This window comes from Staphylococcus sp. HMSC057A08 (assembly GCF_001812925.1).
GTDB lineage: Bacteria > Bacillota > Bacilli > Staphylococcales > Staphylococcaceae > Staphylococcus > Staphylococcus hominis.
Window position 1 is genome coordinate 297,581 of record NZ_KV810847.1, and the last position, 23,445, is coordinate 321,025.

The 23,445-nt window shown below is 32.7% G+C and carries 23 protein-coding genes; 17 read left to right on the forward strand and 6 right to left on the reverse strand.

Annotation, left to right across the window (positions count from 1 at the left end):
• Window position 1: 1 nt before the first annotated feature.
• Window positions 2–1,279, forward strand: coding sequence for a hydroxymethylglutaryl-CoA reductase, degradative (locus tag HMPREF2881_RS03275; RefSeq protein WP_002449342.1), 1,278 nt, complete (start codon window positions 2–4; stop codon window positions 1,277–1,279).
• A gap of 73 nt (window positions 1,280–1,352) precedes the next feature.
• On the opposite strand, the gene HMPREF2881_RS03280 is transcribed toward HMPREF2881_RS03275, so the two are convergent.
• Together HMPREF2881_RS03280 and HMPREF2881_RS03285 are read right to left on the reverse strand one after the other, a co-directional pair.
• Window positions 1,353–1,787 (reverse strand): CHAP domain-containing protein, encoded by a 435-nt coding sequence (locus tag HMPREF2881_RS03280; RefSeq protein WP_002449185.1) that lies wholly within the window; start codon window positions 1,785–1,787, stop codon window positions 1,353–1,355.
• A gap of 217 nt (window positions 1,788–2,004) precedes the next feature.
• Window positions 2,005–2,220, reverse strand: a complete 216-nt coding sequence (locus HMPREF2881_RS03285) for a sterile alpha motif-like domain-containing protein (protein ID WP_002454831.1) — start codon at window positions 2,218–2,220, stop codon at window positions 2,005–2,007.
• Between the two features lie 224 nt (window positions 2,221–2,444).
• On the opposite strand from HMPREF2881_RS03285, the gene HMPREF2881_RS03290 reads away from it, so the two are divergent.
• From HMPREF2881_RS03290 to ptsG, 5 genes are all read left to right on the forward strand, one after another.
• Window positions 2,445–3,329, forward strand: a complete 885-nt coding sequence (locus tag HMPREF2881_RS03290) for a cidABC operon transcriptional activator CidR (protein ID WP_002449213.1) — start codon at window positions 2,445–2,447, stop codon at window positions 3,327–3,329.
• 202 nt (window positions 3,330–3,531) lie between these two features.
• On the forward strand, window positions 3,532–3,921 hold the full coding sequence (locus tag HMPREF2881_RS03295) for a CidA/LrgA family protein (protein ID WP_002449529.1): 390 nt from the start codon (window positions 3,532–3,534) through the stop codon (window positions 3,919–3,921).
• A 2-nt stretch (window positions 3,922–3,923) separates the two neighbouring features.
• Window positions 3,924–4,610, forward strand: a complete 687-nt coding sequence (locus HMPREF2881_RS03300; protein WP_002488250.1) for an LrgB family protein — start codon at window positions 3,924–3,926, stop codon at window positions 4,608–4,610.
• Between the two features lie 50 nt (window positions 4,611–4,660).
• A complete protein-coding gene (locus HMPREF2881_RS03305; protein ID WP_002449340.1) occupies window positions 4,661–6,400 on the forward strand; it encodes a pyruvate oxidase in 1,740 nt (579 codons plus the stop codon).
• 270 nt (window positions 6,401–6,670) lie between these two features.
• Window positions 6,671–8,698, forward strand: coding sequence for a glucose-specific PTS transporter subunit IIBC (gene ptsG, locus HMPREF2881_RS03310; protein WP_002488202.1), 2,028 nt, complete (start codon window positions 6,671–6,673; stop codon window positions 8,696–8,698).
• A gap of 174 nt (window positions 8,699–8,872) precedes the next feature.
• On the opposite strand, the gene HMPREF2881_RS03315 is transcribed toward ptsG, so the two are convergent.
• Window positions 8,873–9,925, reverse strand: coding sequence for a zinc-dependent alcohol dehydrogenase family protein (locus HMPREF2881_RS03315; RefSeq protein ID WP_002488265.1), 1,053 nt, complete (start codon window positions 9,923–9,925; stop codon window positions 8,873–8,875).
• Window positions 9,926–10,131: 206 nt separating this feature from the next.
• Between HMPREF2881_RS03315 and HMPREF2881_RS03320 the strand changes: the two genes are divergently transcribed.
• The gene (locus HMPREF2881_RS03320; RefSeq protein ID WP_002454835.1) at window positions 10,132–10,458 is read left to right on the forward strand and encodes a thioredoxin family protein; all 327 of its coding nucleotides are present in this window, start codon (window positions 10,132–10,134) and stop codon (window positions 10,456–10,458) included.
• Window positions 10,459–10,510: 52 nt separating this feature from the next.
• On the opposite strand, the gene HMPREF2881_RS03325 is transcribed toward HMPREF2881_RS03320, so the two are convergent.
• Window positions 10,511–11,473 carry an L-lactate dehydrogenase gene (locus HMPREF2881_RS03325; protein ID WP_002488272.1) on the reverse strand — a complete coding sequence of 321 codons (963 nt, stop codon included), beginning with the start codon at window positions 11,471–11,473 and terminating at the stop codon, window positions 10,511–10,513.
• A gap of 161 nt (window positions 11,474–11,634) precedes the next feature.
• Between HMPREF2881_RS03325 and HMPREF2881_RS03330 the strand changes: the two genes are divergently transcribed.
• Window positions 11,635–12,612: an alpha/beta hydrolase fold domain-containing protein gene (locus HMPREF2881_RS03330; RefSeq protein WP_002488262.1), complete on the forward strand. Its 978-nt coding sequence runs from the start codon at window positions 11,635–11,637 to the stop codon at window positions 12,610–12,612.
• A 220-nt stretch (window positions 12,613–12,832) separates the two neighbouring features.
• Here the strand turns inward: HMPREF2881_RS03330 and HMPREF2881_RS11775 are convergent, their stop codons facing one another.
• Both HMPREF2881_RS11775 and HMPREF2881_RS03335 read right to left on the reverse strand, forming a co-directional pair.
• The gene (locus tag HMPREF2881_RS11775; RefSeq protein WP_002449276.1) at window positions 12,833–12,976 is read right to left on the reverse strand and encodes a hypothetical protein; all 144 of its coding nucleotides are present in this window, start codon (window positions 12,974–12,976) and stop codon (window positions 12,833–12,835) included.
• 65 nt (window positions 12,977–13,041) lie between these two features.
• Window positions 13,042–13,359 carry a hypothetical protein gene (locus HMPREF2881_RS03335; RefSeq protein WP_002488227.1) on the reverse strand — a complete coding sequence of 106 codons (318 nt, stop codon included), beginning with the start codon at window positions 13,357–13,359 and terminating at the stop codon, window positions 13,042–13,044.
• 338 nt (window positions 13,360–13,697) lie between these two features.
• Between HMPREF2881_RS03335 and pgsB the strand changes: the two genes are divergently transcribed.
• The 9 genes from pgsB (at window position 13,698) to sdaAA (ending at window position 23,400) form a co-directional block, all read left to right on the forward strand.
• Complete coding sequence (gene pgsB, locus HMPREF2881_RS03340) at window positions 13,698–14,855, forward strand: poly-gamma-glutamate synthase PgsB (protein ID WP_002488286.1); 1,158 nt, start codon at window positions 13,698–13,700, stop codon at window positions 14,853–14,855.
• Between the two features lies 1 nt (window position 14,856).
• Complete coding sequence (gene pgsC, locus HMPREF2881_RS03345; RefSeq protein WP_002488291.1) at window positions 14,857–15,309, forward strand: poly-gamma-glutamate biosynthesis protein PgsC; 453 nt, start codon at window positions 14,857–14,859, stop codon at window positions 15,307–15,309.
• A gap of 23 nt (window positions 15,310–15,332) precedes the next feature.
• Complete coding sequence (locus HMPREF2881_RS03350) at window positions 15,333–16,403, forward strand: CapA family protein (RefSeq protein WP_037555822.1); 1,071 nt, start codon at window positions 15,333–15,335, stop codon at window positions 16,401–16,403.
• Window positions 16,393–16,554 carry a hypothetical protein gene (locus HMPREF2881_RS11780; RefSeq protein WP_002488200.1) on the forward strand — a complete coding sequence of 54 codons (162 nt, stop codon included), beginning with the start codon at window positions 16,393–16,395 and terminating at the stop codon, window positions 16,552–16,554. The genes HMPREF2881_RS03350 and HMPREF2881_RS11780 overlap by 11 nt, the downstream gene beginning before the upstream one ends.
• 1 nt (window position 16,555) lies before the next feature.
• On the forward strand, window positions 16,556–18,154 hold the full coding sequence (locus HMPREF2881_RS03355; RefSeq protein ID WP_002488233.1) for a gamma-glutamyltransferase: 1,599 nt from the start codon (window positions 16,556–16,558) through the stop codon (window positions 18,152–18,154).
• 190 nt (window positions 18,155–18,344) lie between these two features.
• Entirely contained in the window at window positions 18,345–19,826 is a 1,482-nt protein-coding gene (xylB, locus tag HMPREF2881_RS03360; protein ID WP_002488258.1) for a xylulokinase, read from the forward strand.
• Window positions 19,827–20,751: 925 nt separating this feature from the next.
• A complete protein-coding gene (locus HMPREF2881_RS03370) occupies window positions 20,752–21,795 on the forward strand; it encodes a PTS sugar transporter subunit IIC (RefSeq protein WP_002449239.1) in 1,044 nt (347 codons plus the stop codon).
• Between the two features lie 2 nt (window positions 21,796–21,797).
• Entirely contained in the window at window positions 21,798–22,484 is a 687-nt protein-coding gene (locus HMPREF2881_RS03375; RefSeq protein ID WP_002488292.1) for a serine dehydratase beta chain, read from the forward strand.
• A 13-nt stretch (window positions 22,485–22,497) separates the two neighbouring features.
• Window positions 22,498–23,400, forward strand: coding sequence for an L-serine ammonia-lyase, iron-sulfur-dependent, subunit alpha (gene sdaAA / locus HMPREF2881_RS03380; RefSeq protein WP_002449485.1), 903 nt, complete (start codon window positions 22,498–22,500; stop codon window positions 23,398–23,400).
• Window positions 23,401–23,445: the final 45 nt, after the last annotated feature.

Genomic DNA, 23,445 nt, shown 5'->3' on the forward strand with positions numbered 1-23,445 from the left:
TATGAAAAGTTTAGATAAAAACTTTCGTCATTTATCAAGAGAAGATAAATTAAAACAATTAGTAGACTACGGATGGTTAGATAAAACGAATTATCAAACATTATTAAGCAATCCAGTTATTGATGAGGAAGTGGCAAACAGTCTCATCGAAAATGTCATTGGCCAGGGTACGTTACCAGTTGGATTATTACCTAAAATTATCGTAGATGAAAAAGAATATGTGGTACCTATGATGGTTGAAGAGCCGTCAGTTGTTGCTGCTGCGAGTTATGGAGCGAAACTTGTTAACCAAACTGGAGGATTTAAAACGATAAAAAGTGAACGATTGATGATTGGACAAATCGTATTTGATGATGTTAAAGATACAGAAGACTTAACACAACGCATTCAAAAACAAGAAAACCAAATTAAACGTATTGCAGATGAAGCCTATCCTTCTATCATCCGTCGTGGGGGTGGCTATCGTGGTATTGACATAGATGCGTTTCCTAATGAACAGTTATTATCTCTTAAAGTATTTGTTGATACTAAAGATGCGATGGGCGCAAATATGCTTAATACCATTTTAGAAGCAGTGACAGCCTATCTAAAAAATGAGTTAACAGATCAAGAGATATTAATGAGTATCTTATCTAATCATGCAACGTCTTCTGTTGTAAGGGTAGAAGGTGAGATTGATATCAATGATTTAAATCGCGGCGATTATTCTGGTGAAGAAGTAGCTAAGAGAATGGAGCGTGCGTCAGTGCTTGCACAAGTCGATATTCATCGGGCAGCAACACATAACAAAGGAGTCATGAATGGAATTCATGCCGTTGTTCTAGCTACAGGTAACGATACACGAGGTGCTGAAGCAAGTGCGCATGCTTATGCAGCACGTGATGGTCAGTATAGAGGCATGGCCACGTGGAAATATGATAAAGCCCGTGGACGTCTTGTGGGCACAATTGAAGTACCGATGACTTTAGCCATCGTTGGCGGAGGAACGAAAGTATTACCAATCGCGAAAGCTTCTCTAGACTTACTCAACGTTGAGTCTGCTAGAGAATTAGGACATGTAGTGGCTGCAGTAGGTTTAGCACAGAACTTTTCAGCTTGTAGAGCCCTTGTTTCAGAAGGTATTCAAAAAGGACATATGAGTTTGCAATATAAATCATTAGCGATTGTTGTAGGCGCTAAAGGTGAAGAAATTTCAAAAGTTGCTGAGCAACTTAAACAAGAACCTAAAGCAAATACCGAAGCGGCTAAACGTATTTTAAAATCAATACGTCAATCTTAAAAATAAGCCATGAGAATTTAGAAATGGAAGAGATTCCATCACTAAACTTTCATGGCTTATTATGTTATGTCAATTAATAAATGTAATTGTAATTACGCGCAGCAGATGCACTAATATAACGCGTACTGTAGGCTAGTGGACGGTTATAATTATATTCTGAAACAAGAATTTTTCCACTACTGTAAACACGTTCAACGATGGCAACATGACCGTAATATCCTGCAGTTGATTGCATAATAGCATAGCGTTTAGGCTTATGTCCTGTTCTATAACCAGCACGCTGAGCTCTATAGTACCAGTTTTTGGCATTACCCCATTGATTTGAAACAGGTTTACCTAATTGAACACGGCGTTGATATGCCCACCAAGTACATTGATATTTATTATAATAGTTATAACCAGCTGCTTCAGAAGTATGTGTATGTTCAACATTTTGATATGTATAAGTTCCAGTAAAAATAATTGTCGTAGCTAATATTAGACGTAAAATGAATGTTTTAATTTTCATTAAGTTCTCCTTAAAAATCAAATAATTTAAAATCTAAAATAATAATATTATTTAAAAAGTTGTAATACAATATAAGAAATGAATTATACAAATAACTGTAATACTTCTGAAATATACGTAATATACTGTAGCTAAATTTTTGTATAAAAAAAGACGCCACGATGGCGCCTTAGTGAGATGATACTTCCATGTAATGTATAACTACATTTTGTTGAAATCATACATCTGTGAATTGGTTAAAAACAGCTAATGCTCTTTTAACACTAGTCACCGGTATGTTTTCAAGACACGGATTTGTTCGAAAATATAGCAATATTTCGTTTTGGCTCTTCACGTCTTTAGGAAAAGTGTTATCTTGATTAATCCAATTTACCAATTCACCTAATGGTGTGTCATCGCCTATAAAATTTTGCATAAATTCGTAAAAGCTCAATTCATCACCTCATATTCGCTTGAGCCGATTTTGATTATAACATTTTTTGTAATTTGAAAATATAGTTTTGTTTATATGAAAAATAATTTATTTATAAATATTATTTTTCCATAAAGTATACATATTTAAGTAAGTTATCGAATGAATTCAAATTGAATGAATTTACATTTTTCTTACAAAAATAATGTATAATAAAAAAAAGAATTTTTTAAGAAGGTGAGCAATTGGATATCAAGCATATGAAATATTTTATGGAAGTTGTGAATCAAGGTGGTATGACAAATGCTTCTAAATCTTTATATATTGCTCAACCAACTATAAGTAAAGCAATAAAAGATATTGAAAAAGAATTAGACATGCCTTTATTCGATCGACAAAAACGTTATTTAGTTCTTACAGATGCAGGAAAAGTGTTTTATAAAAAATGTGAAGAAATTTTAGCATTATATGATAATATTCCAAATGAAATTAATGGCTTGCTTGGTTTAGAAACAGGTCATATTAATATTGGGATGTCAGCAGTGATGGATATGCAACAGTTTATTAATATTTTGGCGGAGTTTCATAAATTATATCCAAACGTTACCTATAGTCTTAATGAAAGTGGCGGTAAATCGATTGAAAATCGTTTGATTAACGATCAAATAGACATTGGCATTACGACCATTCCTATAGATGAGAACACATTTGATTACGTGTCTTTATATAGTGAAGATTTAAGACTTATAGTGAGTGAAGAACATCAGTTAGCTAAGTGTTCATCTGTGACTATGGCTGATTTGAAAAATGAAGATTTTATATTATTCAATGAGGACTTTTATCTTAATGATAAAATTATAGCTGCTGCAAAAAATGCTGGTTTTATCCCAAATACAGTGTCCAATGTATCACAATGGAATTTCATCGAATATTTAGTAATAGCACGATTAGGCGTTAGTATTTTACCAGAACATATTGCCAAGATGTTAAAAGATGAGATTAAAAGTATAAAAATTGAAGACTCAGGTATGAGCTGGGAACTTGGAGCAATTTGGAAAAAAGATAAACTTTTAAGTTATGCAACTTCTAAATGGATAAAATTTATGACTGAGAGATTGGAAAACAAGTAAACGGTTCATTTTTACAAATAGTGAAAAACCTTAACGTAGGTTCTCTCACTATTTTTTTATTTTTAAAACGGTTCCATAGAAAATAACTATAAGTTATATATAAAATCAATATTTTTATAATCTATCAATATAGATTACAATTTTGAATATAGACTAAAAAATCGCTGTAACAAATTCGACAAATTTATGGAGGTCAGTCGTTTTGAAAAAAGCATTAAATATTATAGAGATTATTCTTCAAATCGTATTGGTGGTAGCGATTAGTATTATAGGTTCACTGCTACAAAAATGGCTACATATACCATTAGCAGGAAGTATTATCGGTATGATATTATTTTATATTTTATTACATTTTAAAATTATTCGTGTTGAATGGGTTTCTAAAGGAGCCGACTTCTTATTAACTACAATGGTCTTCTTCTTTATTCCTTCAGTTGTAGGAATTATGGATATTGTTTCTAATATCACTACAAGTTATATTATTTTCTTCCTCTTGATTATTATTGGTACAAGCTGTGTGGCACTTGTTTCTGGATTTATTGCTGAAACAATGTCTAAGAAAAAACCTCATACTAAGAAAGGAAATCATTAAAAATGGATATATTAAAAGGCGTTTTAATGATATTATTAACTGTTGTAATGTATAAACTTGCTCAAATATTACAACGTAAATATAATAACCCATTATTGAATCCAGCATTAATCGGTTCACTTGGAATAATTATTATTTTACTTTTAACACGTCAAAACTATCACGATTACATGATTGGCGGTCAATGGATTAACCATCTATTAAATGCCACTGTTGTATGTCTTGCTTATCCACTTTATAAAAATAAAGATAAGATTGTAGAAAATATTGGGGTCATTTTTTCAAGCGTCATGGCTGGCGTGATATTGAATTTTGTGTTAGTGTTTAGTTCGTTAAAGTTATTAGGTTACTCAGAAGAAACAATCGTAACTATACTACCTAGATCAATCACAGCTGCTGTAGGAATTGAAGTTTCTCAAGAACTTGGAGGTACAGATACGATTACAGTACTGTTTATCATTACTACTGGATTGATAGGTAGTATGATGGGTTCAATGCTACTTAAGGTTGGTCAATTTAAAACATCAATCGCGAGAGGTTTAACATACGGAAATGCATCACATGCTTTTGGAACTGCAAAAGCGTTAGAACACGACATCGAATCTGGCGCATTTAGCTCAATTGGAATGATTTTAACAGCAGTTATTAGTTCAATTCTTATTCCAATTATGATTAAGTTGTTTTACTAAAGGGAATACAGAAATAAAATGTATATTTAGGAAAGGGGCTATTTAATCAAATGGCGAAGATTAAAGCAAATGAAGCATTAGTTAAAGCATTACAAGCTTGGGATATTGATCACTTATGGGGTATTCCAGGTGACTCAGTTGACGCAGTAGTAGATAATTTAAGAACAGTTAGAGATACTTTCAAATTTTATCATGTACGTCATGAAGAAGTTGCAAGCTTATCAGCTGCAGCATATACAAAGTTAACAGGTAAAATCGGTGTAGCTTTAAGTATTGGTGGACCTGGGATTGTTCACTTATTAAATGGTATGTATGACGCTAAAATGGACCGTGTACCTCAACTTATTATTACAGGTCAAACGAATAGTACATTATTAGGTACAAAATTCTTCCAAGAAACTAACATTTCTAAAATGGTTGACGACGTAGCAGTATTCCATCACCAAGTTCAAAAAGGTGATGACTTATTTGAAATTACAAATGAAGCGATTCGTACTGCATATGAAAAAAATGGTGTAGCCGTTATTATTTGTCCAAATGATCTATTAACTCAAAAAATTAAAGACACTACAAATCGTCCAGTAGATACGTCTAGACCAGTGTTACCAACACCATCTTATCGTAGCATTAAAAAAGCTGCTAAATTAATTAACAAAAGTAAAAAACCAGTTATGCTTGTTGGGGTAGGTGCAAAAAATGCTTCAACTGAATTACAAGACTTCATTGAAGCAGCTAAAATCCCTGTAATTCATACATTACCAGCTAAAACTGTTTTACCTGATTCACATCCATACAGTGTAGGTAACTTAGGTAAAATTGGTACAAAAACGTCTTACCAAACTATTCAAGATGCTGATTTATTAATCATGGCTGGTACTAACTTCCCTTATGCAAATTACTTACCTAAGAAAAATATTAAAGCGATTCAAATCGACACAAATCCAAACGTAATTGGTGAACGTTTCGATATTAATGTTGGTATTGTTGGTGACGTTAAATTAGCATTCCATCAATTAACTGAAGCAATCAAACCAGTACCTCATCGTTCATTCTTAGACAAAACGTTAAAACGTAAAGCTGTATGGGATAAATGGATGGAAAAAGACATGAATAATACAAGTGCTCCAATTCGTCCAGAACGTTTAATGAAAGCTATCAATGATTACAGTAAAGATGACGCTGTATACTCAATCGATGTTGGTACTTCAACTGTTTGGGGTACACGTTACTTAGACTTAAATGTTAATAATAAATTTATTATCTCAGCATGGTTAGGTACAATGGGTTGCGGTCTTCCAGGTGCCCTTGCTTCTAATATTGCTTACCCAGGTCGTCAAGCAATTGCAATTACTGGTGACGGTGCATTCCAAATGGTAATGCAAGACTTCGCAACTGCTGTTCAATACGATTTACCAATGACAGTCTTCGTATTAAATAACAAACAATTATCATTCATCAAATATGAACAACAAGCTGCTGGTGAATTAGAATATGCCATTGACTTCTCTGATATGGATCATGCTAAATTCGCTGAAGCTGCTGGTGGTAAAGGTTATGTATTAAAAGACCCTAACCGTATTGATGAAATTGTTGAAGCAGCATTAAATGAAAATGTACCAACTGTTGTTGATGTACATGTTGATCCAAACGCTGCGCCATTACCAGGTCAAATCGTTAACGAAGAAGCATATGGTTATGGTAAATGGGCTTACAGATCTATCACAGAAGATAAAGAATTTGACTTTGATAAAGTACCACCAATCTCTGTAGCTGCTAAACGTTTCTTATAAGAAATAGATTCGACACACTGACGAAAGTAATGCTTTTGTCAGTGTTTTTTTATGAATATTTAAATTATAAAAAATGTAAAATATTAGTAAAAAAGATATTGAAAACGCTTTATATTATAGGTATAATTAAATTGTTAAAAAAGAACTGCGTGTTACTATTTGATTAGGCATGAGCAGATAAGCTATCATTATTTTTGTCATAAATGATGGGCTTATTTGGTCATGCTTTTTTAATGCGTAAAAAAGATATATTGAAAGGATTGAATCAAAATGTTTAAAAAGCTATTTGGACAATTGCAACGTATTGGTAAAGCATTGATGTTACCTGTGGCAATTTTGCCTGCAGCTGGATTATTACTAGCAATTGGAACAGCTTTTCAAGGTGAAGCATTACAGCATTATCTTCCATTTATTAAAAATGGAGTAATTCAAAATATTGCTAACATGATGACAGGTGCTGGTGGTATTATTTTTGATAACTTACCTATCATTTTTGCACTCGGTGTAGCAATAGGACTAGCAGGTGGAGATGGTGTAGCAGCCATTGCAGCTTTTGTTGGATTTATTATTATGAATAAAACCATGGGAGCATTCTTAAATGTTACACCAGCACAATTGGAAGATCCATCTAAAGGATTCGCAAATGTTTTAGGCATACCTACACTTCAAACTGGAGTGTTTGGTGGGATTATTATAGGTGCTTTAGCAGCTTGGTGTTATAACAAGTTTTATAATATTTCCTTACCATCGTATTTAGGGTTCTTTGCGGGTAAACGTTTTGTGCCGATTATGATGGCAACGACATCGTTTATTTTAGCTTTCCCAATGGCTTGGATTTGGCCATCCATTCAAAATGGATTAAATGCATTTAGTACAGGTTTATTAGATTCTAATACTGGATTGGCAGTATTCTTATTTGGATTTATTAAACGATTACTTATTCCATTTGGTTTACATCATATTTTCCATGCGCCATTCTGGTTTGAATTTGGTTCTTGGAAAAATGCAGCTGGAGAAATTATTCGAGGAGATCAACGTATTTTTATTGAGCAAATACGTGAAGGTGTTCATTTAACTTCAGGTAAATTCATGCAAGGTGAATTTCCTGTTATGATGTTTGGATTACCAGCAGCAGCATTAGCAATTTATCAAACAGCTAAACCTGAGAATAAAAAGGTAGTTGGAGGCTTGATGTTATCAGCAGCTTTAACATCATTCTTAACTGGTATTACTGAACCACTAGAATTTTCATTCTTATTCGTAGCACCATTATTATTCTTTATTCATGCAGTACTTGATGGATTATCATTTTTAACACTTTATCTACTACATTTACATCTAGGATATACATTCTCTGGAGGATTCATAGATTTTGTTTTATTAGGTATTCTTCCAAATAAAACACCATGGTGGTTAGTGATTCCAGTAGGATTAGTTTACGCTGTTATTTATTATGTTGTATTTAGATTCTTGATTGTTAAATTCAACTTTAAAACGCCAGGTCGTGAAGATAAACAAGCCTCTGTAGCTAATACATCTGCAAGTAAATTACCTTTTGATGTGTTAGATGCAATGGGCGGTAAAGAAAATATCAAGCATTTAGATGCTTGTATTACGCGTTTACGTGTTGAAGTCAATGATAAATCTAAAGTAGACGTTGAAGGACTAAAAGTCCTTGGTGCTTCAGGGGTGCTTGAAGTAGGAAATAATATGCAAGCGATTTTTGGTCCTAAATCAGATCAAATTAAACATGATATGGCACGCATTATGAATGGAGATATCACAAAACCTAGTGAAACCACTGTGACTGAAGATACATCAGATGAGCCAGTACAGTTGGAAGAGGTAAAAGAAACGGATATCTATGCGCCAGGTACAGGTCATATAATTCCATTATCTGAAGTGCCAGATAAAGTATTCTCAGAAAAAATGATGGGTGACGGTATTGGATTTGTTCCTGAAAAAGGCGAAATTGTAGCACCATTTGATGGTACAGTTAAAACGATTTTCCCAACGAAACATGCCATCGGTTTAGAATCTGATACAGGAATTGAAGTATTAATTCATATTGGTATCGATACAGTGAAATTGAATGGTGAAGGCTTCGAAAGTTTAGTCGATGTCAATGAACCTGTCACACAAGGTCAACCATTAATGAAAATTAATTTAGCATACTTAAAAGAACATGCGCCAAGTGTCGTTACACCAGTGATTATTACAAATCAAGGTGATAAAACATTAACATTCGATGATGTTGATTCAGTAGATGCTGGTAAACGCATTATGACAATTAAGTAATAAAACAAGCCTGGGACATCATATGTGTCTCAGGCGTTTTTAATGTGTTGACAGTCGATGACTGAATTGAAAAGGTGTGGTCTCAAGTTTTTCAATTCTAATCCTCTTTGCCATGGCGGGGCGACGAATTCAGAAAGAATTCTGTCCCCCTTACTTTTTATTTAATATACAACATTATTCAGTTATATCATTCTCAATTAATAATTTGATAGCTTTATGATCTGTAGCATTTCTAAATAAGTCATAAGCATTTTCAATGTCACTTAATTTACTATAATGTGTCACGAGTTGTTCTGGTTGAATGATTTTAGATTTGAGAGCTTCCAACAATTCTTCAGTGGTATTAGCAGAAACTAAACCCGTTGTAATGTTGATATTTTTAATCCATAATTTTTCGATATCAAATTGAACGGGTAAGCCGTGAACACCAACATTAGCGATTGTTCCATCGACGCCAATCAACTTTTGACATAAATCAAATGTTGCTGGAATACCAACTGCTTCAATAGCAACATCGACGCCACGATGATTGATATCTTTGATTTGTTGAATTGCTTCATTCACATGACTAGAATTAATTGTATGAGTCGCGCCAAATTTTTTGGCTGTAGCTAAACGATGATCGTCTAAATCAATCATAATTATTTTTGAAGGTGAGTAGAATTGAGCAGTTAATAAAGAAGCTAATCCAACTGGTCCAGCACCTACAATAGCAACAGTGCTTCCAGGTTTTACTTTTCCTTTTAATACGCCAATTTCATAACCAGTCGGTAAAATATCTGAAAGCATCACGAGTGCTTCATCAGATAAAGAAGTAGGAGCATGATATAAAGAATTATCTGCAAAAGGTACTTTCACATATTCTGCTTGCGTACCATCAACAAGATGTCCTAATATCCATCCACCGCCATTTTCACAATGAGCATAGATACCTTTTTTACAGTAATAACATTTGCCACAAGATGAGATACAAGACACAATGACTTTATCGCCGACTTTGAAGTTATTGACATTAGAACCAACAGATTCAACAATACCAATACCTTCGTGACCTAATGTGGTATATTGAGGAACTTCAGGTGTGTCCCCTTTAATAATATGTAAATCAGTACCACAAATTGTTGTTTTGACCATTCTAATAATAGCGTCAGTACTTTCCGTAACAACTGGTTTTTCTTTATCGACGAGCTTAGCTACGCCAGGTTTTTCATAGATGTAAGCTTTCATGTTGATTCCTCCAATATAAATTGTGAATTATTTCACAAACATTATAACATTAATTTAATAAGATGTATTCTATTTTGAAGAGAAAATCATTGAACTCTTGTTAAACGTATTTAACAAGAGGATTTAGATGAAAAAATAAGTGTAACATCGTAAAATAAATATATATAAGAGAACTAGACCGTTAAATTAAATAAGTAGGTGAAAATATGACTAAAAATATTGAAAGTATAGAACAATTTCATCAATTTATTCAAACGCATCGATTAGTAGTGATTCATGTTATGCGGAATCATTGTTCAGTATGTCATGCGGTATTGCCACAAATTGAAGATATCGTCAATGATTATTCTAAAGTACATTTTGCTGTTATCAATCAATCTAATGTAGAAGCTATTGCGGGAGAACTATCTATATTTACTGTTCCAGTGGATTTAATATTTTTGGACGGAAAAGAAATGCATCGACAAGCGCGTTTTATCGATATGCAAGATTTTGAGCACCAGTTAAGTTTAATGCATGAGAGTTTAAATTAAGTTAAGAAAGCCTAAACACGATAAATGAATTGTTGTGTTTAGGCTTTTTTTACTATTTATTTAAGATTGATTCAATGATAGCATCAGCACGTTGTTGATGCTCTAAAATAATATGACTTGATTGTTTGAAACGAGTAAGTTCATCTTCTTCTAATTTCAGTTCAATGACACGATCAGCACCATTACCGTTAATCACTGTTGGCGTTCCAATATAAAGGTCATTTAATCCATATTCACCTTCAAGATAACTTGACACATTCATAATCACATTTTTATTAAATAAAATAGCTTCTACAATACGTACTAAACTTAATGATATGCCGAAGTTTGTAGTACCTTTTCGAACGTAAATATCATATCCCACTTGAGTAGTTTGAGAAGCGATAGATTGTTTGAACGCGGTTTGGTCTACTCCTTTATTCAATAAATCAAGAACAGGTTCGCCGGCAATTTGAGCATGAGACCAAACAGCTACTTGAGAATCACCATGTTCGCCAATAACAGGCGCATAGACATTTTGTGGTGCCACATCAAACGTGCGACTTAAGAAAAATTCGAAGCGGGCTGTATCTAATGAAGTGCCTGATCCAATAATTTTATTCTTAGGAAATTGAGACACACGTTTTATGACATAACTCATAATATCGACTGGATTAGATGGAAGTACAAAATAACCATCGAAACCATGAGCAATGACTTTTTGAATCATAGGCACAAAGATATTTACATTATCTTCTAATAATTTTAAACGTGTGTCGCCTTTATCTAATTTTGCACTTGCACAAATGACGACGATATCAGCATCACTACAATCACTATACGAACCAAGATGTACATCTACAAACTTATCTCCAAAAGGTGTAGCATGGTTTAAATCCCATACATCTGCTTTTGCTTTATCTTCATCAATATCAATAATAGCTAGCTCATCGACTAGTCCTTTATCTACAACTGCATGTGCAAACGCAGAACCTACGAATCCACTACCAATAAGCACAATTTTATTTCTTTTCATTCAGCATAACCTACTTTCTAAAATAAAATAAAAATTCTGATAATTGTATTTAGAATAGCACGTATCATTATTTTTTTAAATCTTTAAAAGTTGAATAAGCGATTTACTAAAATATAATGACTATGAGGTATATAATAATATAGAGTATAGGAGGTTAAAAAATGAAAAAACGATTGTTAACCGTAGTGACATCTGCAATTCTTGGAACTTTAGCTTACATTAAAGTAAAAGAAAAACGCAGTTATCAAAGCTTTATTACTGAAAAATATATTCGTATGTCTGGAATGAAAAAAACATTTGAAAATGTGAATGAGGCTAAAAAAGCATTAGAGGAAGTCAAATCTTTAACAGCTGGTAAATATGATGGGACAGATTATGAATTTAAACATCGTGCGCATACTAGAAGTATTAATGGGTCTGTCACATATATTGTTAATGATAAAAGAGAGCCTCATCAAGATGTTGTGCTTTACATTCATGGTGGTGCTTGGTTCCAAGATCCATTAGATAATCATTTTGATTTTATTGATCAACTTGCAGGAGAATTGGATGCACGAGTGATTATGTCTGTCTATCCTAAAGTACCTCATAGAGATTATCGAACAACATTTGAATTACTAAAAAATATTTATCAAAAAGAAATATTAGAAGTAGAAAATCCACAACATATGACGATAATGGGAGATTCAGCAGGTGGTCAAATTGCTTTATCATTTGCACAATATCTTAAAAAAGAAACACCATTACCACAACCAGGACATATTGTGATGCTGTCTCCAGTTCTTGATGCAACATTTAGCAATCCTGAAGCTAAGAAATATGAAAAAATAGATCCTATGTTAGGAATTGAAGGAAGTAAATATTTCATTCAATTATGGTCTGGTGATACGCCAATAGAAGACTATAAAATATCACCAATTAACGGAGATTTAGAAGGTCTTGGTCGTATATCTATTTTTATAGGAACAAAAGAAACGCTATATCCAGATGCATTAAAGCTCTCTAAAATGTTAAATGATAAAGGAATTGAACATGATTTTACACCAGGTTATAACTTATTCCATATTTATCCTATTTTCCCATTACCAGAACGTCAAAAGTTCTTTACACAACTAAAAAATATAATGGGAAAAGATTAAATACTAGTTTGAACGTTAGTGTTATTTTTAAGAGCATTAAAATAAAGAATAAAATATCTTTGATATCACATCTGCCTAGGCTGTTTTTTAAAAGTAATAATAAAATAATGAGTAAAATGAGTATCATTCTAAGCATTTGAAATACAATGAAAATCGAATGTTTAGGTTGGGAAATTTTATCGAAATTCAATAAAAAATGTCACTTATTAATAGTCTAGCTCTAGCAGTAAGTAACATACCCATCCGCATGTATATGACGTTGATTGAATAGTAAATCAGATACTGTACCACTTAGTCCCATAATAACTATGGCACCTATCATAGTAAACAGTATTTCTCTTGTTCGTTTATGAGTAGTGTCCATATGATGTACCTCTATAAACGATATTACAATTTTTATATAAATATAAAAACAGATACTAACTTGTATTATTCTCTAGAGTTAGTATCTGTTTCTTTATATTGAATATTAATAGTATTTTTATGTGAAGGTAGAGCATCTTCTTTTTTAATTTCAGTAAAGTTTGAAGTCGAATGTGGTGATTCATTTTTGTTGATTGTCTCGTTAGAAGATTGAGAACGATTGTTGATATAACGAGGGTCAGTATCTAGGACAGAATGACTCATGTCATTTCCTTGTAGACTGCCAATCAAAATAAAGATGAGATAACTAGAACAAGCCAGTAAAACTAAAGCAAGATAAATGCCAACTGCAATTTTAACAGGTTTAGCCATAGATTTATCCATTTATGTCCTCCTAGAGTCATAGCAATGTTTACTTATAAACTAACATGAGAGTTTTAAGTAAATGTAAATAAGAAGTAAATAATTATCAATTTACTATTAATAAATGTACGATAATTAAATTTGTTTATAGTAATTTAAAATAATCAATAATTTATCCGAGAAAATATTTATGTTTTATTAACTTTTTTATAATTTTATACTATTCTTAACTGAATATTTACATTTTTAAAACTGACTAAATATTAAGATGATAGCATACCCTTATTAAAGTGTTTAACGCATTAATTAAGATAATATTAAATGAAAGACAAAATATGTTTAAAGAGAGGGACTTCAGTTTGATTCTCATTATCATTTGTATCGCTTTGATATTATTTCTAGGAATTAGAGAGAAAAAGCGACATACACACCGTTTAAATAAGATTCCTCTACGAATAAATATTAATGGTATTCGTGGTAAATCAACTATTACAAGAATGATTTATAGTATTTTGCGAGAAGATCAATATCATGTCATTGGTAAAACAACAGGTACTGATGCCAGAATGTTGTATTGGTTTACAGAGAAAGAATATCCTGTCCTTAGAAAACCGCAAGGCGCCAACATAGGAGAACAAAGAGACATTGTGCAAAAAGTAGTTAAGCAAAAAGGCAATGCGCTTGTTAATGAATGTATGGCAGTTAATCCAGATTATCAAATTGTCTTTCAAGAAGATTTAGTAAAAGCGAATATTGGTGTCATTGTCAATGTTATGGAAGACCATATGGACGTATTAGGGCCGACACTTCAAGATATTGCTCAAGCATTTACTGCAACGATTCCCCGAAATGGAAAATTAGTAGTCATGAAGGATGAGTTTACAGACTTTTTTGCTAAAGAAGCTAAAAAACGTAAAACTGAACTTATTGTTGTAGATAAAAATGATATACCTGAATCATACTTAAGGAAATTTAAATATTTAGTATTTCCTGATAATGTAGCCATCGCTTTAGGTGTAGCGCAAGCTGTAGGAGTTGAAAAAGACGTTGCACTGCGCGGAATGTTAAATGCGCCTCCCGATCCTGGAGCGGTTGAAATTAAATATTTTAATGCAAATAACACAAAAAATGTATTTGTTAATGCGTTTGCTGCTAATGAGCCTCAGTCTACGAAAGCGATATTAAATAAAGTGGAATCATACGATTATCCTTATACAAAAAAAGTAGTGATTCTTAACTGTCGTTCTGACAGGGTAGATCGAACGCGACAGTTCGTTGAGAATTTTATTGAGGACGTCGAATTTGATACCTTAATTTGTACAGGAAAAAGCACGCAAATGGTTACAGATTTAATGCAACGTCTACCTGAAAAAACATACATAAACCTTGAAAATCATGATTTTTCAGATATAGAAAAAGCGATTCTTAATGAATCACATCAAGCACTTATATTCTGTGTTGGAAATATTCATGGTCCAGGTGGAAAAATAGCAGAATTTATAGAAGGGATAGAATAAAATGATAGGTTCGGAGTTATACTTTTCCCTATTTGTTGGTATTGTATTAAGTTTAATTTTTGCAGAAAAATTTGGGATTAATCCCGCAGGTCTTGTTGTACCTGGTTATTTAGCACTTATTTTTGATCAACCCATTATGTTACTATCTGTATTGGTCATTAGTTGTCTCACTTATTTTATTGTTACGTTTGGTATTAGTAGATGGGTCATTCTTTATGGTAGACGTAAATTTGCAGCGATGATTTTAACTGGTATGGTTCTAAAATTTATTTTTGATTTAATTTATCCACTCACTCCATTTGAAGTTGTAGAAGTTTCAGGTATCGGAGTTGTTATTCCTGGTATTATTGCCAATACCATTCAAAAACAAGGTGTTGTAATTACATTAGCTACAACAATGTTATTAACATGTATTACTTATGTCATCTTGTTCTTATATAGCTTTATTAATTAATCGCGAGCGAGGAGCGCATAATAATGAAAAAGAAAAAACGATTATCAGCGAGCGAATGGTTACTTAAGCAATCAAAACGACATAAACGAAGAAACTTTTTGTATACGTTTATTGTCTTAGTTATCACAGTAGTACTTCTAATTTTTGCTATTCGAGCTGTTAAAGTTGAACCTGTAGAGACGATGCCACATTCAGGTAATAGTATTAGAAATACATATTTAGGAAATATCACTTTGAATAATGACATCAGAAAGGTCAATTTAAATGATGTTTTTAAAAGTTTAAGACAGCCATTACAACAAAGTGATTTTTCCACAGCTTCTTTATATGTGAACCAATTTTCTAAAAATCCTAAAGAAAATTTAAACAAAAACATAGAAAACATTATGTTTTTAAAAAAACAAAATATTAAAAGTATCAATTTAATTAATAGCACTATAGATAATGTACAAGCGCAAGATTTATCCAAAAAAGTTGAAGCACAAACAGATTATAATTTTTTAACTGGAAATGGTTCGAATCCAATTAATAGTAAAACAGTGCAACAAAAAGTTAAAAATAAAAAAGTCGCTAATGTTTCGTTCACAGATATTGAATCGTATTATGAAGATCCTTTAAAAAATACGACATCTATTAGCTTAGATCCCAAAATTTTTGTACCATTAATTAAAAACTTAAAGGAAAACAATGATCTTGTAGTTGTGAACGTAGATTGGGGGATTCCTAACGAACGTAATGTAACAGATCGCCAAAAAGCTTATGCTCATGCATTAGTTGATGCAGGTGCAGATGTAATCATTGGCCATAATACAGTTATACAAAGTATTGAGAAATATAAACATGCTAGTATTTTTTATAGTTTAGGAAATTTAACCTCTGCTGATTTTCTATCAAAAAATCAAAAAAGTATAGTTGTTCAACATGATTGGGATGGTCAGCATCATCAATTTCAAATTACACCTGTTCGCTCTGCAGATGGAAAATTAACAAAAGATCATATGAATAGTGTGGAGTCACAACGTTATTACAATAATATTAAAGATAAAACAATTCATCTGAAAGAAAAGAATGGGGGGTATTCTTTTGAATATTAAACAACATTGGTTACCTATTGTTACAACACTCATTATTATTGCTATTTTATTAATGGTTACATTTGCTAGAGCAAATGAAGGTCTCGATAATTACGAAAAAAATGAATTAAATAAAGCCACGGAGCAATATTTATCTAAAGGGGCCAAGTAGTATGAATATCTATAATAAAGTGACACTATCAGTCATTTTAGTGATTACAATTTTACTCTCATTTACATTTTATTTTTTTAATAAAGAAGATAAACCTGATAAAGATGATTTATATGAAAATAAGATTGCTAACCGTAAATCAGCAACATCTGGTGATCAAAAAACGTATGGTGTCGCTTCAAACAATGCGATCGCAACACGTGTAGGTAATAAAATTATTGAAGATGGTGGTAATGCGGTTGACGCAGCGGAAGGTGTCGCTTACGCGCTTGCAGTAACAGAACCTCATTCATCTGGATTAGGTGGCGGCGGTGCTACACTTACCTACGATGGTAAAAATGGTGAAGAACCTCGCATGTATGAATATAAAACAACATCTTCATTTAATTACAAAAAGGGAGATAAAATAGGGACACCTGGTTTTGTACGCGGTTTACATGATATGCATGAAAAAGAAGGTAAAATGGATGAGAAAAAAATCTTAAACTATGTCATTCCATTAGCTGAAGATGGATTTGAAGTAGATTCAGAGTTAGAACGTAGCTTGAAATTATTTGGTTCTGACATTGATCGAAACTCTCCCTTCTTTAAAGGTAAGCGTACAGTTCGTGAAGGTGCAATTGTAAAACAACCTGCTTTAGCAAATACTTTAAAGAAAATTCGAGATAAAGGGCCGGATTATTTTTATAATCATATTGGAAAAAGTTTATCTAAACAATTAAAAAATCAACTCACTGAAGAGGATTTTAAACAAGTAAAAACAGAAGAAAAGAAACCTATTAGTACAAAATATTTAAACAATACTGTTTATGCTGCATCTAACCCATTAGGTGGGATTTTAATGGAACAAGGTTTGAAGATTGATGAAAGCGTAAATTCTGCAAATGATCGTACAGATTATATTACAGGGATTGTCAAATCTCGTGATATTATGTATCGAAATAGAGATATTGTTAATGGTAAAGAATCTAGTAGCAATACCTACTTGTCTCAAGATTATTTATTAGATAAGATTAACGGTATCAATTTTGACGAACAAGGTAGTGACTTCAATACACAACGTATTGATAACACAAGTACAACGCACTTTGTAGTGATTGATAAGAACGGTAAGTTATCAAGTACTACAAATACATTATCAAGCTTCTTTGGAACAGGTAAATATGTTAAAGAAGGTTTTTACATGAACAACTCACTAACAAACTTTTCAACAGATCCAAACAGTCCAAACTATGGTGAGAAACATAAAGCACCACGTTCTTATACGTCGCCTACTATTATTGTTGGACCCGACTTCTATATGGGTATTGGTTCGCCAGGAGGAAATAAAATTCCAACGATTCTTAATGAAGTCATTGTAGATTATTTAAGAGGAAATGGTACGTTGCAAGAATCTATTAATAAGCCACGTTTTTATAATGATGGTGGAACAATCTTCTATGAAAATGCTATGGATGATAACGATGTCAATATTTTCAAAAGTCTAGGTTTCGGTGTAGAAGAAAAACGTAACGATCCTAACTTTGGTAGTGTTCAAGGTGCTGTTTATAACAAAAAAGATAGAACAGTGGAAGTTGGACAAGATGTAGGAAACAGATAATAAAAAAGGACAAAAATCAATCGGTTTTTGTCCTTTTTTTATTTACTCAAAATAAGTATTGAAATAATTATTTAAAACGCTATCATAAATACATAGATAGCAAAATTTAATTTATTTACAATAGAAAATATAAAAATAATAAATTGTCATTAATATAATTATATGAATAGTGATATAAAGGGTGAGTCGTATGAAAGAAGCAGTATTAGGTATTGATCTTGGAACTAGCGCAGTTAAAATTATTGCGGTAAATCAAACAGGCCATGTGATTACTTCAACAAGTGTGCCTTTAAATTTAATACAATCCCAACCTGGATATAGCGAACAAGATCCAAAGGAATGGTTTAATGCAGTTAAAACAGGCATATATCGGTTAAATCATTCTGATGAAATGAAATCGTATAAAGTGAAGGGCATCTCATTCTCAGGTCAAATGCATGGACTAGTAGCCTTAGATAAAGAAGGTCACCCTGTACGACATGCTATCCTTTGGAATGATACACGTAATTCAGAACAATGTAAGCAAATTCGATCGGTTTATGGAGAGCGATTAAATGGAAATCCGATTCTTGAGGGTTTTACACTTCCTAAGATGATGTGGGTAAGTACACATGAGCCTGAACTATGGAAGAAAGTAGATGTGTTCGTTCTTCCTAAAGATTATGTACGTTATTGCTTAACGGGTCAGATTCACATGGAATATTCTGACGCTGCAAGTACGCTTCTTCTTAGTCCAGAAACGCATGATTGGTCAAAAGAAGTTGGAGATACATTTGATATAGGAGATGTTTATCCATCACTTGTGAAATCCACAGACGAAGTTGGAATGATTCAAGACCCCTTAGCGAGTGAACTTGGTTTTACATCTCCAGTAAAAGTATTTGCTGGAGGTGGAGACAATGCCTGTGGTGCTATTGGTGCAGGTATAATCAATGATAATGATACATTATGTAGTATTGGTACTTCTGGTGTAATCGTAAACGTAGAAAAAAGTAATCAAACGCACTATAAAAATAATATACATTTTTTTGATCATAGTGTTCCAAATACATATTATGCAATGGGAGTAACGTTGGCTGCAGGATATAGTCTTAATTGGTTAAAGAGAACATTTTTTGATAACGATACGTTTGATGAAATTATTAAACAAGCGAGTACCTCGTCAATAGGTGCAAATCGTTTATTATTTGCGCCTTACCTAGCTGGTGAGCGTACACCACATGGCGATGCATTTATTCGAGGGAGTTTCATTGGTATTAGCGGTAACCATTCTAAATCAGACTTTGCACGGGCGGTACTAGAAGGTATTACCTTTTCTTTATATGATTCAATTCAATTGATGCGAGAAGCGGGAAAAGAAATTACACATATTACTTCAATTGGTGGAGGGGCAAAAAGTGAATTTTGGCTTCAAATGCAAGCTGATATTTTTAATGCATCTATACGTAAATTGAAGCATGAAGAAGGACCAAGTATGGGGGCAGCAATGATTGCGGCGTACGGATTACAATGGTTTGATTCTTTTGATGACTGTGTAGCACAATTTATAGACGTTGAATATATATATGAACCAAATTTGCAACGACACCAACAATATGAATCTTATTACAATATTTATAAACAAATCTATCAACATACACATCAACTTACAGAAGCGTTATTAAAGACTTAAAGCGTTTCGCACATGATTATTTAGAAAGAAACTCGAAGAATCAGATGACAAAGTAGGGACAGACATTGTTTTTGTGTCTCTACTTTTTTAATAGTAAATTCCCATTAATATGCTTTGTTATAATTAATATATTATATTTTATAAAAAATTTATTGACAAAAATCTAATATAGATATTAAATAATATATATAAATTCCTCATTCCAAATAACACTATCTGTTAAGTATGGAAAGGAGTGATAGTTATGAACGATACTCATTTCATTGATCAACTATCACACGTAAATATGATTGAGACCCTTTATTTAAATTCTAATGATTTAAAACCCTCTATGAATCTTTTCCTAAATTTATTATTTAAACGATTATTACTAGAATATTATGTATACATTCGTACAATTTATAATAAGTATGCATGTTTAGAAATGCCATTTCTATCCTTTCAACTTTTTTCCAATCATTTTCATGATTTATTTTATATCATGTATACACTCATCGATACACAAAATATAACAACTTATTCTAACGTTTTAGAATAGTAAAACGATATAGTTAAGTATGTTTGTGTGTATAAGAGATCCACCCCGTTAAGAAATAGAGTGAGTAAGAAAACAATAAATAATTGATAAAATTCAATCAAGTGGTGAACATTCATATTACTAAAAGATGAATTATAACTGAGTGTATTTATAAACATCTTTTTCAGTAGAAGTGAGTATATTTCTCATTTCTACTGTTTTTTTATGAATAAAATTAATATTTTGCGTCTAATTTTTTTACAAGAAAATTAAATTCGTTAAAATACTTAAAATGTGAATTATTTCACAAATAAATTTTGGATTTACTATATTAGGTGTTGAAAACGTTTTCCGACAGGTGTACTATGACATTGGCTAGGAAATTAGAGAGAAAGAGGTTATTGGGAAATGAATATTATTTTAGGCGTTGGGACTCTTGTATTAGTATTAATTGTAATGACACTTTTCTTAAACTTTGCACCATATGGGAAACAAGGATTACAAGCACTGTCGGGAGCAGCCTGTGCGACTTTCTTACCACAAGCATTCTTAAGTTATGCGATAGGTGGCGTTTTCCATATTCACTTCTTCCAAGTGATTGGAGATTTAGCAGGAAGTTTAGCTGGCGTTGCAGTAGGGATTTTGACATGTGTTAATTTAGGTATTTCCCCAGTATTTGCAGTTATCGTTGGTTTAGTATTACATGATTTTAAATTATTACCAGCATTTATTGCAGCGTATGTTATTTCATTTGGTATTAAATTTATTGAGAAGAAAGTACCAGAAGGGTTAGACTTAATTACAGTTATTTTAATTGCTCCAGCTGTTGCATTTGGCTTAGCAACGGTAATTAGCCCAGGCGTAATGGCTGTATTGCAACAAATAGGTGGCGCAATTACTGCTGTAGGAGATAGTAATCCATACGCTTTAGCAGTGATACTTGGATTAGTAATTCCAGTTACAGGTATGACACCATTAAGTTCAATGGTACTGACAAGCTTATTAGGTTTAACAGGTGTACCAATGGCAATCGGTGCATTAACTTGTACAGGCGCTTCATTTGTTAACTACGTGATGTTTAGTAGATTAAACATTGGTGGTCCATCTAAAGCATTTGCAGTTTTTGTTGAACCGCTCACTCAAATTGATTTAATTGCTAAATATCCATTACAATTATATGGAACAAATGCCTTGATTGGTGTAGTAAATGCATGTATTGTAACATTTAGTGGACTAGTAATAAATGTAAAAGGTATGGCTACACCAATTGCTGGTGCAATTGTATTGTTTGGCTTTAATACACCAATGAAAGCAGTAATTACAATCATTGCTGTAGCAATTTCAAGTATCATTTTGGCGTTCGTTATCAGTACATTGATTAAAAAATTCAATCTCATGGATTTATCTATTAAATTACCATCTAAACAAAAACAACCTAAGGAGAGTGTTTAAGAATGGCTACTAAAAAAAATTATGACTATCAAAGTGCGTTTGATATTATTGGGCCAGTCATGATGGGACCTTCAAGTTCTCATACAGCTGGAGCAGTAAAAATAGGGAATGCTACTTTTAATGTACTAGGAGGCATTAAACCAGAAACATTAGCAATTCATTATTATGAATCATTCGCCAAAACACACCAAGGGCATGGTACAGATTTAGCAATTGTAGGTGGTGCAATGGGTTATAGTACGTTCGATAGTCGAATTAAAGATTCATTAACTATTGCTAACGATTTAGGTATTCATGTTGATATTATTGAAGAAGATGGAGAAAGTATTGGAGAACATCCAAACTGTGCTTATTTAATTGCTGAAGCGAATGGACGTCATATTGAAGTGATTGGTAATTCTATAGGTGGCGGTACCATTAAATTGAGAAGAATTAGTGTTGAAGGTATAGATGTTAACTTTAATCATGGCTTACCTATTTTAGTCATGGATGGATCTAAAAATAAGTCGGAAGTGAATCATTTCTTAAATGATGTAAACGAACTTGGCGTAAGTATAGATGAAGAATTGGTTGATACAGATGATGATAATAGTTTAGTTGTTTTACCGTTAACAAAAGCAATCAAAGAATCAACATTAAATCAAATTAAAGAAAAATATAATCACTTAAACATATCCTATATAAAATAAAGGAGGATTAAAAATGTTCGATTCAATTAGAGAAACTATAGATTATGCTGTTGAAAACAATATGTCATTCGCGGATATTATGATTCAAGAAGAAATGGAATTATCAGGTCAATCACGTGATGAAGTTAGAGATTTAATGAAAGAAAATTTACAAGTCATGCGTGATGCTGTAGTTAAAGGGACCACAGGAGATGGGGTAGAAAGTGTCACAGGTTATACGGGACATGATGCAGCTAAAATCCGTGATTACAACGAAAATCATCATGCTTTATCAGGCCATGAAATGATGGAAGCAGTCAAAGGCGCTGTAGCAACAAATGAAGTGAATGCGGCAATGGGTATTATTTGCGCGACACCGACAGCTGGGTCCTCCGGTACGATTCCGGGCGTATTATTTAAATTAGAAAAAACACATGGTTTAACAGAAGATCAAATGGTTGATTTCCTATTTGTTGCATCATTATTTGGACGTGTGGTTGCAAATAATGCAAGTGTTGCTGGAGCAACGGGAGGTTGTCAAGCAGAGGTAGGTTCAGCATCAGCTATGGCAGCGGCTGCTGCAGTATCGGTCTTTGGTGGTGAACCAGAAGCTTCGGGTCATGCGATGGCATTAGCTATTAGTAACTTATTAGGCCTTGTGTGTGACCCAGTGGCTGGACTTGTTGAAATCCCATGCGTCATGCGTAACGCCATTGGTTCAGGAAATGCATTAATTTCAGCTGATTTAGCATTAGCTGGTGTGAAAAGTAGAATTCCAGTCGATGAAGTCATCGAAGCGATGGACAAAGTAGGGCGAAACTTACCAGCACAACTTAGAGAAACTGGACTAGGTGGTTTAGCAGGGACACCAACAGGAGAAGCCATTAAACAAAAAATCTTTGGTAATGCAGAAGATCCAGTCAATAGTTTTTCATAATATTTAAAATCCTAAACCATTCTTGAATGATAGCATATTCAAGAA

Bases quoted from the DNA above. Each gene is read 5' to 3' on its own strand.
- HMPREF2881_RS03275 (WP_002449342.1), top strand. From the start codon at position 2: ATGAAAAGTTTAGATAAAAACTTTCGTCATTTATCAAGAGAAGATAAA.
- HMPREF2881_RS03280 (WP_002449185.1), bottom strand. From the start codon at position 1,787: ATGAAAATTAAAACATTCATTTTACGTCTAATATTAGCTACGACAATT.
- HMPREF2881_RS03300 (WP_002488250.1), top strand. From the start codon at position 3,924: ATGGATATATTAAAAGGCGTTTTAATGATATTATTAACTGTTGTAATG.
- HMPREF2881_RS03305 (WP_002449340.1), top strand. From the start codon at position 4,661: ATGGCGAAGATTAAAGCAAATGAAGCATTAGTTAAAGCATTACAAGCT.
- ptsG (WP_002488202.1), top strand. From the start codon at position 6,671: ATGTTTAAAAAGCTATTTGGACAATTGCAACGTATTGGTAAAGCATTG.
- HMPREF2881_RS03315 (WP_002488265.1), bottom strand. From the start codon at position 9,925: ATGAAAGCTTACATCTATGAAAAACCTGGCGTAGCTAAGCTCGTCGAT.
- HMPREF2881_RS03320 (WP_002454835.1), top strand. From the start codon at position 10,132: ATGACTAAAAATATTGAAAGTATAGAACAATTTCATCAATTTATTCAA.
- HMPREF2881_RS03325 (WP_002488272.1), bottom strand. From the start codon at position 11,473: ATGAAAAGAAATAAAATTGTGCTTATTGGTAGTGGATTCGTAGGTTCT.
- HMPREF2881_RS03330 (WP_002488262.1), top strand. From the start codon at position 11,635: ATGAAAAAACGATTGTTAACCGTAGTGACATCTGCAATTCTTGGAACT.
- HMPREF2881_RS11775 (WP_002449276.1), bottom strand. From the start codon at position 12,976: ATGGACACTACTCATAAACGAACAAGAGAAATACTGTTTACTATGATA.
- HMPREF2881_RS03335 (WP_002488227.1), bottom strand. From the start codon at position 13,359: ATGGATAAATCTATGGCTAAACCTGTTAAAATTGCAGTTGGCATTTAT.
- pgsC (WP_002488291.1), top strand. From the start codon at position 14,857: ATGATAGGTTCGGAGTTATACTTTTCCCTATTTGTTGGTATTGTATTA.
- HMPREF2881_RS03350 (WP_037555822.1), top strand. From the start codon at position 15,333: ATGAAAAAGAAAAAACGATTATCAGCGAGCGAATGGTTACTTAAGCAA.
- HMPREF2881_RS03355 (WP_002488233.1), top strand. From the start codon at position 16,556: ATGAATATCTATAATAAAGTGACACTATCAGTCATTTTAGTGATTACA.
- xylB (WP_002488258.1), top strand. From the start codon at position 18,345: ATGAAAGAAGCAGTATTAGGTATTGATCTTGGAACTAGCGCAGTTAAA.
- HMPREF2881_RS03370 (WP_002449239.1), top strand. From the start codon at position 20,752: ATGAATATTATTTTAGGCGTTGGGACTCTTGTATTAGTATTAATTGTA.
- HMPREF2881_RS03375 (WP_002488292.1), top strand. From the start codon at position 21,798: ATGGCTACTAAAAAAAATTATGACTATCAAAGTGCGTTTGATATTATT.
- sdaAA (WP_002449485.1), top strand. From the start codon at position 22,498: ATGTTCGATTCAATTAGAGAAACTATAGATTATGCTGTTGAAAACAAT.